Origin of the sequence: Alteromonas sp. MMG017, from assembly GCF_018100795.1 — a bacterium.
GTDB lineage: Bacteria > Pseudomonadota > Gammaproteobacteria > Enterobacterales > Alteromonadaceae > Alteromonas.
This window is the reverse complement of sequence record NZ_JAGJDY010000004.1, coordinates 123,937-141,610: the sequence shown is the minus strand read 5'-3', so window position 1 is coordinate 141,610 and position 17,674 is coordinate 123,937. Positions and strand designations below refer to the sequence as shown.

General features: G+C 45.2%; 8 protein-coding genes. 4 read left to right on the top strand and 4 right to left on the bottom strand.

Annotation, left to right across the window (positions count from 1 at the left end):
- Positions 1-3: 3 nt before the first annotated feature.
- The 3 genes from cydX to J8L84_RS07425 all read left to right on the top strand — a co-directional run bounded on the left by cydX (position 4) and on the right by J8L84_RS07425 (position 3,728).
- The gene (gene cydX, locus J8L84_RS07435) at positions 4-117 is read left to right on the top strand and encodes a cytochrome bd-I oxidase subunit CydX (RefSeq protein ID WP_057795490.1); all 114 of its coding nucleotides are present in this window, start codon (positions 4-6) and stop codon (positions 115-117) included.
- Between the two features lie 144 nt (positions 118-261).
- Positions 262-1,902: an ATP-binding cassette domain-containing protein gene (locus tag J8L84_RS07430; RefSeq protein ID WP_211070132.1), complete on the top strand. Its 1,641-nt coding sequence runs from the start codon at positions 262-264 to the stop codon at positions 1,900-1,902.
- A complete protein-coding gene (locus J8L84_RS07425; RefSeq protein WP_247670633.1) occupies positions 1,899-3,728 on the top strand; it encodes an ATP-binding cassette domain-containing protein in 1,830 nt (609 codons plus the stop codon). Before J8L84_RS07430 ends, J8L84_RS07425 begins: the two co-directional genes overlap by 4 nt.
- A 57-nt stretch (positions 3,729-3,785) precedes the next feature.
- Here J8L84_RS07425 and J8L84_RS07420 read toward each other — a convergent pair whose 3' ends face one another.
- Entirely contained in the window at positions 3,786-6,158 is a 2,373-nt protein-coding gene (locus J8L84_RS07420; protein WP_211070131.1) for a TonB-dependent receptor, read from the bottom strand.
- Positions 6,159-6,674: 516 nt separating this feature from the next.
- Here J8L84_RS07420 and J8L84_RS07415 point away from each other — a divergent pair.
- The gene (locus J8L84_RS07415) at positions 6,675-8,015 is read left to right on the top strand and encodes a dienelactone hydrolase (RefSeq protein WP_247670632.1); all 1,341 of its coding nucleotides are present in this window, start codon (positions 6,675-6,677) and stop codon (positions 8,013-8,015) included.
- A 193-nt stretch (positions 8,016-8,208) separates the two neighbouring features.
- On the opposite strand, the gene J8L84_RS07410 is transcribed toward J8L84_RS07415, so the two are convergent.
- From J8L84_RS07410 to J8L84_RS07400, 3 genes are all read right to left on the bottom strand, one after another.
- Positions 8,209-11,190: a TonB-dependent receptor gene (locus J8L84_RS07410; RefSeq protein WP_211070130.1), complete on the bottom strand. Its 2,982-nt coding sequence runs from the start codon at positions 11,188-11,190 to the stop codon at positions 8,209-8,211.
- Between the two features lie 66 nt (positions 11,191-11,256).
- Entirely contained in the window at positions 11,257-13,929 is a 2,673-nt protein-coding gene (locus tag J8L84_RS07405) for a glycoside hydrolase family 16 protein (RefSeq protein WP_211070129.1), read from the bottom strand.
- A 511-nt stretch (positions 13,930-14,440) separates the two neighbouring features.
- On the bottom strand, positions 14,441-17,638 hold the full coding sequence (locus J8L84_RS07400; RefSeq protein WP_211070128.1) for a carboxypeptidase-like regulatory domain-containing protein: 3,198 nt from the start codon (positions 17,636-17,638) through the stop codon (positions 14,441-14,443).
- Between the last annotated feature and the right edge of the window lie 36 nt (positions 17,639-17,674).

Sequence of the window (17,674 nt, the reverse complement as noted above, 5' to 3'; positions counted from 1 at the left end):
CATATGTGGTATTTCACTTGGATCCTTGGCGTATTGCTAGCGTGTTCTTTGGGTATTTTGAATGCTATGTGGCTTGAGTCTACCGAAGACATGGACCGCCCTGAAGACGCCGAATAGCTAAGTAATAGCAGTACTTATGGCGTAGTTAACACGCAAATGGCAACGAGCTAACGATTTTAATGCTCGTTGCCTGATTTGACTCGCCATTTAAACCGGTTTTTTGAACCGAATTCCTGACCGAAAGACAGTGCGATAAAGTAAATGAAAAAGTTAAACAGACAGACATTTCAAGCTGGGTTTAATCAACTTGATAACACGCTTAAGCTTGGCGTGCGAAGGCAGGTTTTGATAATCACTTTAGTGAAGTGTGTGTCGCTTTTTTCTCTTATTATCGCTTTCTATTTTTTCGCTCACGCCATGCATGAATGGGTAGTAGATACCCGTAAAGCAAGCCAATTCCATATTATAGGTTTATCCGTTGCGCTGTTTATAAGTTGGTTAGCGCAAGGGTTGGTAAACACGCTTACATTGTCATGTAAGAGTCAGTTGATGCAGGCTATGGAGCAAAAGTTACAACGTATTTTCGCCGAGCAACAGCATGCCCTCATTCGTCAGCATTCGCTTTTTTACTGGCAAACACTTTGGGTGAAGCACATTCGCTCTATCGCCAATTGGGCTTTCGATTACCGCGTACAGCAATATGTTGCTGTACTTGTCCCTTTGATGGCGTTAGTCGTTATTTTTTACGTTAACCCCGTAATAGGTATGGGGTTAGCTATCGCCCTCCCGATTGTTCCTTTATTTATGATCATTGTGGGGAAAGGCGCCGCCAGCCTACATCGCAAGCATTTCGTGGCGCTTGAGCGACTAGGTGGGTTATTTACCGATAGGCTCAACGCACTGCCTTTAATGGCAAGTTATCGTGCGCATAATACTCAGATGCGGCTGCTTAATAATGCCAGCGAACAACTTAATCAACGCACCATGCGGGTGGTGGGTGTCGCATTTTTGTCATCGTCAGTATTGGATTTTTTTGCCACCCTATCGGTCGCATTAGTCGCGGTATTTATTGGATTTTCACTATTAGGCGAACTTAATTTAGGGCCGGATATTTCCTTGCAGCAAGGGCTTTGGGTGTTGCTTACTGTACCTCTGATCTTAAGCGAAATGAAAAAACTTGGGCAGGTTTATCACCAAAAAGCCGAAGCTGAAGCGGCCAGCGAGTGTTTATTTTCGTTGTTTAATACGTTGAACGACAATGCGCCAGCGCATAAAGGGGAAGTAAAAAAGAGGGGAGTGACAAACAAACCGTTTTCGGGGTTTGATGCGCAAGATTTTGATATACCTAACTTACTTAAAGCCGAACACCTCAAGGTTGCAGCAGGGGAGCATATTCGCCTAAATGGTGTTTCTGGTAGTGGTAAAACGGTATTGTTAGAGGCATTAGCGGGTCATCGCAACGCTTCTCACTGCTTTGATGGAAGCTGCGTATGGGTGAGCCAAACCCCCGTTGTTTTACCTAGCAGCGTGAGAGACAACCTTTTACTTGATGCCCACTATAGCGATAGTGCGTTGTGCGAGGTGCTAAATTCAGTAGAGCTAGCCGATTGGCTTTCGTCGCTGCCTGATGGTTTAGATACCTTGATGACCGAATACCCCAGTCTCTCCGGCGGTGAAGCGCAGCGGCTTGCGCTGGCTCGCGGCCTATTAAGAGACCCTGATATTTGGTTGTTAGATGAGCCTACCGCGCATATTCCCGATGAACAACATCATCGCCTTTCACAGCTTATTGCTCGCGTCACACAAGGCAAAACCGTTGTTTGGGCATCGCATAAGCTATTGCCTGCGCATTGGTTTGACACCCATTGGCATGTTGCAGACGGTGAGGTAACAGTGAAATGAAATCCAAATCGTTAAAGCCTGCTGCATTTGCGCAAGGTACATCTACATCAAAAGCGTCTTCATCACTAACCGGGCAGACATCAATGGCTGCGTATGGCGCGCTGGGTTTGGCCTTGCTTCATGGTATAGCGGGTTTGAGTATTCTTATCATTTCATCTTGGTTTATTGCCATTAGCGCAATAGCCCCGATAGGGTTTAACTACGTGATCCCTGCGGTGGTGATTCGTGGGCTCGCACTACTTCGTATCGCTTCTGGTTACACCACCATGTGGCTTGGACACAACGATTTGCTAACCCGAATTGCCAAAGCACGGTTAGCTGTGTTTGAGCAATTAGCAGCAAAACGGCTTGAAAGCAAAGCATGGACAGTTGAAGCGCTCGCGAACCACACTGAGCAACTTGCCTCAGCTTTTATTGCGTGGGTTTCGCCATTAGCCTCGGTTACGCTGCTAATGACAGGCCTGTTGCTCACGGGGTACTTCATGAATGTGCCAGGTTATGGTTTTTTCATCGCCCTAGCTATAGTGTGGCTGGTAATTAGTGTTATTACGGCGGTTTTCGGACTGAAAGCCGTGGCTAGTTCGGCTGAGGCCGAGCTTGATTTTCGGCAACAAAGCGCGACGTTTTTTCAAGCAAGTAGCTTATGGCACCTTAAGTCAAAAACGGTGAAGGGCTTGTTTAATGCACCCTCTACTCAGCGCGTACAAGATGCACAACTAAAAGAGCAGGCACTAGTGTCTAAAGCTATGTGGCTGTTCCAAGGTGGCGTGTTCACTTTAGTGGCGTTGGTTGTTTTTACTGCCAATACGGCAGCCTATTTTGTTCCGCTCGCACTCACTACGCCAATGGTGCTATTGGCTGCACCAGACTGGGCGAACGCCACTTTCAGCAGTGTCGTGAAGCTTGCTAAGTGGCGACATAGCAAGGCAGAGCTACACGCAATGCACACCCAGCCCTTGCCCTTACTAAATGCCCATAAACCCAGCATGTCTCTTTCCCTAACGGGTTTTATCGCTAAAGAAAGAAACCTACCAGCGGTCAATATGCAGTTTGAGGCATTAGGGCTGAATGTGATTAAAGGCTATTCGGGATGCGGTAAGTCGAGCGTACTACAAGCAATATGCGGGCTCCTTCCTTTTGAAGGCCGACGCTCTATAGACAATGTTGCTACCCCACAAGGCATGCTAGAAAAATGGCTTTATGTTGAACAGCAACCCATCATTTTGGCCGGTACTATTAAACTCAATTTAGATCCGGCAGCGTCTGGAATAAGCGAAGATGCGATGCACAATGTTTTAGCCCGGGTTGGTTTGCAGCACCTTACTACCTTGGCTGAATGGGTTGGTAAAGGAGGGAGGGCTTTATCTGGCGGTGAAGGTAAGCGTTTAGCATTGGCCAGAGCCTTATTAGCGATGCCCGATGTGTTGTTAATTGATGAACCTTTTGAAGGGCTAGACTACGAAGCACAACAGCGCGTTGCCGAGGTCATCAATGAGAGTGCGCATTCGCGGTTAGTCATTGTTGCTACCCATGTTGTTCCTGTGGCTCTACAACCGAATGCAACGTTCTCGCTTGATGAAAAAGGCCATCAGAGTAAATCTGCCCCCAGCCTTCATACTCAACGAATTGGCACCCAGCAAAATCATAACCAACTAAGTCATAACCAAATAAAACAGGCCCATCAACACACAGTTGGCCAAGGTGAATTACCGCTAACTCCGCCGGTTTACTCAACGCTTACGCCTAATGAGCAACAGCAACAAACATTGGCAGAGCTACAACACCATGAGCGTAACAGGGTGCTTGGCTTTAAGCCGAAAGGCTAAAAGCTAATAAAAAAAGGCGCCATATAGGCGCCTTAAACACACATGTATAACTTGTTTTTAGAACTTAGCGCGTAGCTGCACACCAAAGTAACGGTCTGCATCACGAGGGATTTGATAACGGAAGTTATCGCCGCTGTAGGTGGTTACATAGCTTTCGTCAGTTAAGTTCTTACCGATAAGACTGATGCGGTAGTCATCATCTTGGAACGAAAACGCTAAGCTTGCATTCACAATAGCGTAGTCAGGTAATACTGCTGGGTCGTTTTCGACGGCAAACGCACCAGGCGCACCCACGAACATTTCATCAGTGTAAACGTACGAGCCGTTTAAAATGATATCCATGTTGTCCATTTCCCAAATGTACTCACCGGTTACAGAGTATTTTAGGTCTGGCGAGAAAGGCAAGTCAGCGCCTGAACTACCGCCACAATCGGCTCCGAGGCATAAGAACTTATCAACTTCAGCATCTACTTTCGATAAACCACCGGTTAACGAGAGGTTATCTGTTGCTTGCCACATGAAGTCAAATTCGAAGCCTTGTGTGGTCACCGACCCTGCATTGGTTAAGCGAGTGATAGTCACTGAATCAAGTAACTCTGAGTTATTTGCTTGGAAACCGTCAATATCAGTTCTAAAGATAGCGGCGTTAAAGATTACGCTGCGGCCTGCGTATTTATACCCTAACTCATAGGCATCTGATGTTTCTTCACCAATAGGTAAGGTATCTGTGTCTGACATGTTGTAGAACACGTTAAACGCAGGGCCTTTATAACCTTGTGAGAAGGTAAAATACGTCATGCTGTTGTCGGTTAAGTCATACTGCACACCCAACTTGCCCGATACATTTGTTTCATCAGTCTTACCGCTGTAGTCAGTATCGAAGCTACGTACACCTACACCAGTACGACTGTATTGGTCATTACTGCTGCGGTTATGTGAGTAGCTAACTTCGTCATCGGTATAACGAATACCGAATAGCAGACGCAAGTCGTCATTAATATGGTATTTACCATCAGCAAATAATGCCCAGTTATCAAACTGCGTTTCCATGTAAGCCGTTGCGCTAACAATATCGTTTGAATTACAGCTTAGGCCTTCATCAGCAATGTACTGATTCACTTGATCATCAGTTGGGTCTGCAATGCCGAAGGTGTCGGTTAAGTATGTGCTGATAGCCGCTGGGAATTGACCTGCGTTATTTTGACAACTTGCATCACGGGTAAAGTTACGCTCAGATTTTTGGGTCCACCAGAAAGCCCCCACTTGATAATCGAATGCCTCACCCACAGGCGATGCAATGCGGAATTCTTGTGAAGTTTGTTTCCAGTTTTGCGCGCCAATATCATGTAACTGGAACGGTTCGCCAAACACAGGGAAAGGACGTGTGCCTGCTGTTGATGTGAAGTCACCTTCTCGGAATTCTGTGTTGTCCCAATCACGGTAAGCAGTGATTGAAGTGAACTGATGGTCACCAAACATGGTGTCAACTTGCATTGAGAAACCGGTGGTTTCATCTAATGTGCGAGTTTCAAAGTCATGATCAATAAGGCGCTGTTCTAAATCTAAGTCACCAGTACCAGTACTGTTAGGTAGTGCTTCAGAATCAGGGTGACGGCCACTTGGTGAAAGTTCTAAATCGGCACAACAGCTGTCATCAGATTTCACGTTTTCAAAGATGAAAAGCACATCAGTGTCGTTACCCGCTTCGATATCAAGCATGGCACGAACGCCTTCTTTATCGTAACCGTTGGTCATTTCATTGTTATAAACGTTTTTAATATAGCCGTCGAACTGTGATTTAAGTACGGTTAGGCTACCGTTTACATTATCGTTTAACGCACCAGATACACTGGTTTTTAAACGGTATTCATTGTCTTGAAACAAAGATACTTCTGCGGTGCCTTCAAATTCATCAGAAGGACGTTTAGTGGTAATGTTAACCACACCGGCCGACGCATTTTTACCAAACAAAGTACCCTGCGGGCCACGTAATACTTCAATGCGCTCAAGATCGTATAAGTCAACAAACGCTTGACCGGCACGGCCTAACACAACGCCGTCTACTACTGTAGAGACACTCGGCTCAGCAGCCACACTAAATGAAATAGTTCCAATACCACGCACGGTAATTGCCGAGTTTCTTGTTGTGTTACCTTTTCGGAAACTGACCGATGGTACTAATGCTTGTAGACCTTCAATGTTGTTAGAAAATGCAGCGTTAATTTGGTCTTCGCGTAAGACAGAAACCGCAACCGGCACTTCATTTAAGCTTTCTACACGTTTTTGTGAGGTAACGGTTATTTTTTCCAGCCCTTTCGGTTCAACAGGTTCTGCTTCTTGTGCGCTGGCCGCAAAGCCAATGGTCATACAAGTACCAATGGCTAATGCCCGAGTAATACTTGAATGTAGTGTGCTAGGTCTTAGTAACATGGTGTTCTCCACGAATTCTTTTTTATGGGTTTAGTCCAGTTATATTTGCCGTGTGTCCGACGGTCTTCTCTTCAATTTCGCTTACGATGTAGTTAACGCGTAATGCTTATTTATCTTATTGTCTTGCTCATTTGTCTTATATAAGACAGAAGATAGTCAAAATTTAACCAAAAAGTAAATCAATTGCAATCTTTTTGTTAATTAAGTCTTTAATGGCCGTAAAGTGAGCGTGAATTTAATTTTTCGTGCTTAACTAGTTGTTATTTATGTATTTATATGGATTTTTGGCGGGTACTGTTAGTTCGTGAATAGTCGCTATATGTTTTATTTATACAAGTTTATAACAATAAAGCTGCTGGTTTGTCTTGCATTAGACCGGTAAATTTAGGGGTTGTAGAGGCATAAAAGTAGGGTTGTCTTAATTTAATGAGTAATTTGGTTAATGTGCTTTTAATGCTATCCCTAAAGTGTCACAGTTATGTGAGCATAATTATTGATTTAACTAGGAATATCAAAATGTATGGAAGGAAGTTAGGTATGGGTGTGAGTAAAAATATTTTGTTTAAAGGGCTATGTATTGTGTTATGCATAGGTAGTGCGACGGGCAGTTATGCAGAGAATAGAATTGATACTCAACGCTCTGATGCACCAGCACTTTCAGCCTATGGCGAGTATGCTATTGGGGTGCGCAAGCTTGAGGTGGTCAATCCTAAGCAGATTGATATTCTTGCTCTTGATGCTACTAAGGCTAAGCCAAACCCACTTCCTACTTATGACCGCTCACTAACCCTAGAGGTTTGGTATCCGGCAGAGCAGGGTAGTACTGGCAATACAGTGTTAAACGCATTTATACGCGATGGTAAACAGCAGGTTGAACTGCACGGTAAAGCAGTAAGAGATGCTGCACCTTTAGAAACCAAAAAAGCCTTTCCATTAGTGTTGGTATCTCATGGATACCCTGGTAACCGTTTTTTATTGTCACATTTAGCGGAAAATATCGCCTCTAAAGGTTATGTAGTAGTGTCGATTGACCACACCGACTCTACCTATCGTACACAAGCGGCCTTTGCATCTACGTTAGTGAACCGCTCTGTCGATCAGCTTTTCGTGCTATCGCAAATTGAAACCATGGCGAAAGATGAAGGTTCATTTTTGTATCAATTAGCCGATGCCAGTAACACAGGTATTATTGGCTACTCTATGGGTGGCTACGGTGCGGTAATCAACGCGGGGGCGGGCATTACCGAACAAGCGGTGAATAGCAAACTGAGTGCGCCATTTGGTACTTTGGCTCGCCATCAAACCGGTATTAGAGACAAGGTGGACTCTCGTGTTAAAACTATTATTGGCTTTGCACCTTGGGGCATGAACTATCGCATGTTTAATTTAGACAGCGTGGCTATTCCTATGATGCTGGTAGCAGGTTCACAAGATGATGTGTCCGGGTATAAAAACGGCGTGCGCGCTATTTGGGAAGGGGCAAAAAACGTAGATCGCACTTTGTTAACCTACGACAACGCAAACCATAATGCGGGTGCAGTTATGCCTGCACCTGAAGAATCTTTCGTATTTGATGAAGCACTAGGTTTTGATGTCAGCTCACACTATATCGACGCGGTGTGGGATAACGCGCGTATGAATAACATTGCACAGCACTTTGTTACCGCATGGTTAGGTAAATACCTTAAAAATGATAGTGGTATGCAAGCTTATTTAGACCTAGTACCAGTATCAAATGACGGCGTGTGGGCTATGGGTGAAGACGGAACACCGAAGGCAGAGCATACGTATTGGGAAGGTTTCCCTCATCGTACGGCAAAAGGGTTGAGGTTAGAGCAACTGGCAGCAGCGCAATAGCAGTTTCGACGTTTTACTCGGCGGCTTTGAAGTCGCTAGCGTGAAAAAGCAGTTATAAAAAAGCAGTTACAAAAAAGCGGCGTAGAGGTTAACTCTACGCCGCTTTTATTTTTTCTAGCTAGTGCTTTTAATTTTAGCTTCTAAGTACAGCTTTTAACGACGGCCCTTAACTACTGTTTTAGGGCCTACAACATCAGAAAGTGTAGCGCGCACCAAAGGTGTAGCGAGGACCATATTGACGAGCAAATAAGAACTGCTCTTCAAAACGTCCGTAACCTTGCTCGGTTTCATCGTTAATGTTCACGCCTTCAAGGAACACGGTGAGGTTTTCGTTCACATCGTAGTTCACGCTGGCATCAACTTGCCCATAAGTATCGAACTGGGTTGCTGGGTTATCTGCAGAACCTTGCGCTTGGCCAATTCCCACGACGTAGTCAGAACGCCATGCATAAGTCACCTTCACAGATAAGCCTTCTTTTTCGTAAAACACCTGGAAGTTAGCCGAATCACTAATACCCACAAGCGGGTTTTGCTCAGAGCTTAAATCGTATGGGTCATACTTCACATCGCCATCTACAAACGTTGCGTTTGCACCTACACCAAAGCCAGTATCACCGAAGGTATGTTGAACCGCGAGTTCAATACCTTCTACTGTGCGCGTATCGCTTAGGTTACGAGGCTTAGTCACACGCCATGTAATTAAAGGATCATCAGCGTTAGGGGTAACTACGCCATCAGCATCTGCATAGCCGTTATCTACAAAGTATCCGTAAATGGCGCTGTCAGTCGCTTGCACGCCAGCCGCTTCAAGTGCCGATACTGCTTCGTTCCAACGAGGGCCTTGGTAAATATCATTCAAGCCTTCAAAGGTCTCTTCCGACGCTGAGTAGTCAATATAGTTTTTAACTGACTTTTTAAATAAACCAACAGACGCGTAACTCGCTTCGTCGTAATACCACTCAAAAGAAAGGTCAAGATTCGTCGATTCATATGGCAACAAACTTGTGTTTCCTTCTGTTGCCGTACGAGAACCAATTTTGGGGCTTCCACTGAACGAACGGCCACCTTGTAGTAGGCCGATAGGTGCACGAGTAATCGATTTACCCCAAGAGAAACGAGCAACTACATCGTCTGTCACGTCTACTTTAATATCTAACATCGGTAGCAGTACATCGTACTCACCCGTAAAGTCTTGAAGCTGTAAATCAGCCTCAAATTGGGTTATCCACTCTGATGCCGCTACCCAATTGACTTGTGTTGGCACGCGAACTTCGGCGGCGCTAGGGACTTCGGTTTCTTCATAACGCAGACCAGCGTTCACTTGAACATAATAATCGCTAACTTCGAATTCCCACTCTGTTTGTACATAAATAGCGTCGGTAGTCTCTTCAACATTACTCACTGACGGGTCGCCACTAAAATAAGGGTCAATCGAGTAAGCATTGCTTTCACCTACCACGTCAGCGGTAAGGTAAGCGAGTTGACGAGCAATAGCTTCATCAAAGTCGAAGGTATAGTAATAGCCAGGATTCATGCTAGCGCCGCCACCAGAGAAGGCATCTAAGAAGCCACTGGTATCGTTTCTAACAAACATGTCATCTGGAAAAATTTCAGTGAAAGAAGGATTAAAGCCGGGGCCGCCACGCAAGCCACTCCATGCTGTAAACCCTGTTAGGCTTTGCTCGGTACGGGCAATACCGAAATCAATTTTTACCAACGGAATATCAAAGGCTGAGTTAAACCATGTTCCGTCTAATTGAAGCTGCTCAATGTCAGAGCGGCCCGGAGAATAGATGAACTGGCTGAAGTTAGAATCAATTTCACCTGGGTTGATCTCGTTGGTGCCGTTATTCCAGTTAACGTAAACCTGTGGAATTTCACCTTCACGGTAATCATAGACCTTAGAAATAAGCTGATCAGAACCCAAAATAATCTGGCCTGAGCTACCTAGGCCTTCATCGTAGCCATTGTCTGTTTCATTGTACGAATCGTGGTAATCAAGGGTGAAAAACCAGTCGTCATTTAATTCCCAATCTAAGTTTACACCCAAAGAGCGAGCATCAACCCGTGTTGTATTTCTGCTTGCGGTAAAGGATGCATCGTCGCCGCTAATATCAGCATAAACCGCGGTACCGTTAGCATCTAATTCGTAGGCATTGATGTTAGAACCAAAGTTATTCCATATACCCCAGCCAACCGTATTTGTGCCAGTAGTGGCGCGGGTAGCGGTGTAATCAACGGTAGCAGTGAAATTATCGACAGGGCGGAATTGAAAGGTAACTTGACCATTTGAGCGTTCGCGCTGTACATCATTAATGCTGTAATTCATGTCTTTTGCAAAGAATGCAGCATCAGTAATATTAGTACGGTTATCTACAACGTTAGCAGCATCTAATTCAGGTAGGTCTGCGTTTTCTTGCAACACCCAACCTTGTACGCTGGCGGCTTGTTGTTGGAAATCGCGTTCTTGATGAGAAAAAGAGACCCCAAAACCAAACATATCGTCAACGAAGGTGTTGCTGTAAACACCAGCAATTTCTGGTGTTACATCATCGCCTTCAACATTAGAGGTATCGTAAATGCCTTTTGCTGAAAACGAGGCTTGTTGGCCAGGGCGAGAAAGCGGCTTCATGGTAATGATGTTTACCGTCGCACCTAACCCACCACTTGGGTTTTCCGCACGTGCTGTTTTGTGTAACTCAAGGGTACTAACCCCTTCAGAAGACAAGTTCTCTAGGTTAAATGAACGGGTAAAGCCTGTACCTGGCATTTGACGACCGTTAAGTGTCACCAAGTTAAATTCTGGGCCAAAACCACGTACGGTAATTTGGCTACCTTCACCGTTAGAACGGCTGATAGTCACACCGGTAATACGCTGTAATGATTCTGCTAAGTTAGTATCAGGAAACTTACCTAGCTCTTCTGCAGAAATAGCATCTACAACACCGCTTGAGCTTCGCTTTAAATCCATTGAACGAATCATACTGCCGCGAATACCGCTAACTTGAATAACTTCAACTTCATTCGGTACGCTGTTGTCTAAGGCAGCCGTTTCTGATGTTTGAGTTTCTGGTCTTTCTACTTCTTGCGCATATGTAGAAAATGCCAAAGTTGAACCCAACAACAAAGCCATTGATGTGGCGAGCTGGGTCTTTTTAAATGTTGTATTTTTCATAATTGACCTACTAAATCTTTATCAATTTATTGCTGCCGCTTGAGTGTGCAAGCGGCAGAAGCTTTGTTATTGCGCTGCAATTTCAGCATTGTCTACACGGTATACCGCACCTTCACCTTGTCCCCACGTAGGGAATATCATCACTACATCGATGGCGCTTATGTCTAAGCCCGCGTCATACAATGTTTGAAGTGAGAAGGTGTAGGTTTGCCATTCGCCCGTTACTGGTTCGGCGCCTTCAAGGCTTTCTGAGATAGGAAGCTCGACAGCGCTTGATGTATCGCCAGACTCAATTTTAAACAACCAAGGGGCCGACGCATCGTTAGGTGCCGAGCTTACCTTCATTTCAAAGCGCACTACGCCTGTTGAAAGTAATGAAGAGGCATCAAAGTACACATCGTCATCAGCAAGGAAACCCATGACAGTAGGTGTTGAGCCAATGCGGAATTCAGCTACCGTACCGTGGTTGGCGTCATCCTCTTCTTCTGTAGGCGTAGAGCCGCCACAGCAATCCCAAATAGACCATTGGTCAGCCGCGGTATCGGCAAACAGAGTTAGTTCGGTTGCCGCAGGTGTATCGCCATCTGGGTGGTAAAATTTCACGTTATCTAAGCGATAAACTGCACCTTCACCTGCGCCCCACGCTGGGAACACCATAATGACATCAATGGCGCTTAGGTCTAGGCCAGCAGCTTGTAAGTCAGCAATAGGGAAGGTGTAAGTTTGCCATTCACCGGCAGCGGGCACTTGTCCTTCAACGCTATCAGAGATAGGTAACTCAACCGCAGTGGCACCGTCACTCGACTCAACCTTAAATAACCAATCGGCACTTGCATTGTTCGGCATGCTAACAACGCGCATATCGAATTGCAGCAATCCGCCATCTGCTAACGCAGATGCATCAAATGGCGTGTCGCCACCGCCTGACGCTGAACGGGTAATAAAGCCCATCACAGTAGGTTCTGCGCCAATACGGAACTCAGCGGTTAAACCATGCTCTTCATTGTCGATTTCTTCTGTAGGCGTTGAACCGCCACAGCAATCCCACATTGGCCAGTCAGGGTTCATTTCATCTTCAAATATCACCAATTCTGGGTAGGCAGACGCTTGTGAAATTTCAACATTTGCTAAACGATAAACGGCGCCATCGCCTGCACCCCAATCGGGGAATACCATAATTACGTCAATAGCGCTGGTATCTAGCCCCGCATCTGCTAGTGCACTTAATGGAAACTCATATGACTCCCATACGCCTTGCTCAGGGGTATCGCCAGCCGTGTCATTAGGACCTACATAGCCATCCGCTAGCGGCAATGTAGCTGCAGTAGTGCCTTCGCTACTTTCTATTTTAAACGACCAATTCGCGGCTGTATCGTTAGGCGCTGACATCATCTTCAGGTCGAATTTTACGCTACCGTTTTCTTCCATCGGTGAGGCGTCGAAGGGGGATGCTTGACCTGCGGGGTCGGTAATAAATAGCTCGCGGCTAATAAAGCCCATCACAGTAGGTTCTGCACCAAAGCTAAATTCATATACCTGATCTTCAGCACTATCTTCCACTAGTGCAGGAGTTGAACCTCCGCAGCAATCCCATGCCGGCCAATTAGGGTTAGTGGTGCCATCAAAAATAGTAAGGTTTTCTGCAATGCCTGTTGAGGGTGGAGAAGGAATGGGAGCCGCACCTTCTACCAATGCATCGTCTAGTGAGTCGTAGCCTGGGCGTACAGTTTCACATCCTGCACCCGTATCTGGGTTTGAGGCACATTCGTAAACCCGAACATAGTCGATATCAAAGCTCTGGCCATTTTCAAACGCACTGGCATCAATGCCCGTTTCGTTTACCGCTTCAGGCCATTCTCCACCTACTGCTAGGTTTAGAATTAGGTAGAACTCTTGATCGTATGGTGCGTTGTCCCAGTGAGTCACTAGCTCGCCAGTGCCTTGTTCGAAGTACTCGGTGTACCAACCACGATGTGACAAGCCTGTGGCTTCGCCATTACTGTTGTAACGTACTTCAGAACGACGCTGAGTGGCATACAAGTAATCGTCCATATACCAACGAATTTCGCCTTCTTGCCATTCTATCGCGTAGGTATGAAAGTCATCTGCAGGGTTTGCGCCATCAGGCAGTGAATAGGCTTGGCCTGAGCTGTCATTGTTTGGCCATTCTTGACCATAATGCAAGGTGCCGTAGATATGCGCTTCAGGGTTGCCATCTGCATCGGCAGCTTTAAGGTTAACCGCTTCAACAATATCAATTTCACCCGAACGCGGCCAGCCACCATACACTTCGTCGGTAGGCATCATCCAAAATGCTGGCCAACTGCCTTGACCCGAAGGCATTTTAGCGCGCATTTCAATGCGGCCATATTTAAAGTCTGCTTTGTAACGAGTAATTAAGCGGGCTGAGGTATAAGGCTTTTGTGCACCCTCTTCAGCGGGCAATGCAACAATGCTTAATGCACCATCACTAATGAATGCGTTTTCGTCGCTATCGGTATAGCACTGGGCCTCGTTATTGCCACCGCCATCGCAGTTAACTTCGTGTGTCCAGTTATTATCGTTAATGGTCGCGTCTTCGAATTCGTCGCTCCACACTAATTCCCATCCTGTGGTAGGGGCGCTAGTGTCAACGGCGTCTATATCTGTAGAAGTGGTTGCTCCACCGCCACAGCCAACCAAAGTTGTGACCGTTAACGCGGCAGCAATCCGAGAAAGTTGAGTTACATTTTTAGTCATTATCTTCAGCCCTAATGCTAAGTAAATGGTTATCTAAAACGCCGCGTTGGCCACGTCGAGTTATGTTTTGTAAGCGCTTCCATTTGAGCTTGTTATTTTTCTGTTTGAAAGCGCTTACATAAGATTAATGCACGTTAATTGAAAGATCAACAACACTCTTTGATATTTTTTAACATTTGGTTTACTTGGCGCGAGTGTGGTTGTGCGATGTGTAGTTTTAAATAACTGTAAATTATGGTTTTTATTTCCACGGAAGCAAGATTGCTGTAATTAATACAAAAAATTAACCTTGTATTCTGGTGAATAAAAATAAAATGTTAATTGATTAGTTGGAAGGTTATTGGCAGAAATTTATTACCTTTATTGCGTCAGAAAATCATAATGCGAAGATATTCATACCAACGCTTAACCCGTCTTTGGTATTGCATATAGCATTAGGCTTTGAAATGCGTTTTTCGTCTTTCTAATAGAAGGTGGCATGCATCCAAGATAACGGCTTCAATAATAGCGCCTAATGTTTTATGAGTAAGCTTTCACGGGTGACAGAAAACGGGCCGCTACGGTATTTGGCATCGTAATAATCATCATGACAAACTGAAGTATCAGCAGCGGGAGCAACTAGGCGGTAGAACGAAGGAGACTCATTGTTATTAGGCAAGAGCATCAGTTCAGGATGTTGAATAAAAATGGTTGGATTAATTGAGCTAAGTGCCTGATAGGCGGCAAGCTGACAAACGCGTTCAGCAGAACTTGATTCTATTTGATGAAGTGAGTGCCTAATAAGTTCTTGTATATCCTCTAGTATTGATTCTAAACGCCAATGCGCACCAGTATATCGCGTAGATGGACTCATAAATGCGTGGCTAAAGGCGGGGTGTTGATTGAGCTTTTGCAATATCATTTTTGCTTCGCTAAATAGGTCAAATCTTCCTACCGTCACATAGGTTAATGCAGCGCTATGATTGCGATGAAATTGAATTGACTCAGGGGCGATGGGCAAATGCTTCATCACTTCAAAAATAGAGCGAGAATGCCTGAATATACCAATTTGTATTTCATATTTATGGGCGGTATCGGGGCTTGAAACAGGCTCAATGGTTGCGGAGTTGGCCGCAAGGTTTTCGTTCGGTAAAGAGGTTTCTCGTGCAAGCAAAATATCATCTATAAAAACGGAATCGCCATGTGCTGGGGCTGTAAATGCAAGGGTGCTGGATTTAATCGTTAAGCCTTGCTGAATGAGGTAGTCCTCATCTATTTCAATGCGGTACTCACCAGGAGGAACAGCATTAACATAGAAATAGCCGTCGCTCTCTGTTCGCGTTTTAACTACTATTTGTTCAGTATTGTCGATAAGCGCTATGTCAACATAAGCCGCGCCACGGCTAGAAGAATCACCTACTAGATAAATGGTTCCTTCAACATCATTAAAGGTATGTACTGGGAATTGAGTTTCATTAACCCCGCCCGCGTGGGTCAGTACTTGTACTTTTCCAGAGGCTGGCAACATATAGGGGTCAGGAAGCGAATCAGGTGTTAAGGTGAGGTTTTGTGTTCTGGCTCCCGTATTGAGCCTGACCATTCCATTTGCGTCGGTACTTTTATCACGCCACAGTGAGCTTCCAGTAAACGTGACGCCTTCGATAGGCATTTCGTTTGGGTCTTTGCGTAAATTTCGATTATCGTCAAGGAAGGCAAAAGCATCTATACGCCCAGCAGTGGCACCCGCCGAACGTTCAAAATTCAAACTCTGTGTATAAGGGTTAACATTGGTATTGCCGGTTAAAGAAAGGTTTACTGACCAGTCTCCACCCTCCATGACGCTGGCTGCCAATCCAATGTTCAGCGATTCAAAGCGCCAGTTGTGTTGGTGTCTAATTTCTAAAGCATTGTCAGTGTCGTTTCTATAACGTAAGCGAGTTTCGCGATGTTGGGAGAGCGATTGCGGCCATCGCATCGACACATAGAAATTATCAGTTGAAAAGCGATCTGAAGGAATAAAGTTCCACGCACTAGAAAGGTTCCACCCATTAACATCTTTGGCGTAATACAATCGGCCCGTGACCGCAGAGCTACTGTTGTTAGAGACGCTAAACCCTGAAGCAAACGTCCCGCCCAGAAAGTTGTCATTTACATTTACGCTTAGCGCACTTTGGGGCTCATCGACTTCATAGGCTCTGTGGGTCATACTGGCGTTCCAGCCAAAGCGGCCTAGCCATTCAGTTTTGCCGTTCAAACGTAACGACGAAATGTGCTTAATGTCATCATCTTGTGAGTATGCATCACTATAAAAATTGTTGAAGTAGCGGGTAGCAAAGTTCATGTTGAGGTTATTGCTGAACCTACCGTTCCAGCCTAAAAACATACCGTAACCGCCAGTATCCTGATCTGATACCTCAAATTTGAGCGCCGAGCCAAAAAGTTGGGTATTAATACCGGCCGTGACATACGAGGCAATTTCATCTTCCAGCCAAAGGCGTTGAACGCTCGCAGATAAGGTAGCGCTATCGGTAAGACCGTAGCCGAGCCTTGCAACAGTGGCTTTTCCTATCCCAGTGGTAGATACTTGACCATCAAGTAACCGAAATTGATTGTCAGTAAGCCCAAATAAAAAATCGAACTTGCCCTGTCTTAGCTGATTATTACCCACATTGACGGTTTTAGTTCTAACCTCTTGCTGACCTTCAGGCCCATATAATTTCAATTCAAATAAGTTTGCCCCATAGAAGGTTTCTATATCTTCGAAAAGTACCTTGTTCTCCTCGTTACTAAATTGCTCATCGATAAATTGCCCATTTCTGAAGAGCTGTACCCGCCATCCAGGTAATACGAATTCTTCAATGCTAGTGCTTGAAAAACTGCGCCGCTGCCGCGTATCTCCATTATGTACAATCAAGCCGAGTGACTGTCCAGAACGTGTAACAAGCTCATCTCTTTGCAGCTGTATATCGCCAAATTCGTAGGCAAAACTGTTTAAAGCATTGTTAGTGTCTTGGACGTTTTCGTTTAAGGTTTTACCAAACCGCAGGTAATGGATACTCGTGTCATCAACTCTACTCACGCGAAGGTTTGCTGAATGATATAAGAAATCGAACCCTGCATTTATATTAGCGGAAAAGCGATTGTCGCTGGTGGCGCTATCCTGTTGTGATAAACGATAAGTCACCAGTGGCGATGTGAAAAATTGATATTGATCTTCAACAACTTTACTTACAGGCACTACGTTAGGTTTAAAGTGAAGAGGCGGATTATCAGCGCTTGTGTTTGAAGATGAATTAAAGGGAAGCTGGCCAGTGAGGTTAAGCTGAAGCAACGTATAGTTAAATTGTTGTTCAATCTGCAATAAGGTAGCAATCATGCGTGTATCGATATAAATATCGAATTCATCGGCTGCCCAAAGAAACGCATCAGGCGGTGTATTATTCAGCGTGGGCAAGGTTTGATTAAATGCATAGTTGAAGCTGCAGAAATCAATACTACCTTGCGATTGTATAGTCCCTTGAGCCATTGATATTTCCCAATCTAAGGAGAGTGCATCGGCAAATAAAGACGCAGGGACGAGGTATCGTTCACCAACAGGGTAAACGTCAAAGCCGTCCCATAGGGGGCGGCCGTTAATGCGCAACACACTAATCAATAACTGATCTTCATCTAATGCCACCCGAGCCGTTGAGGAAAGGGGAGGACAGGGCTCAGCCCATGAGACGAACACAGTAAGACACAGGAAGATTAAGGATAGTATCCTCAT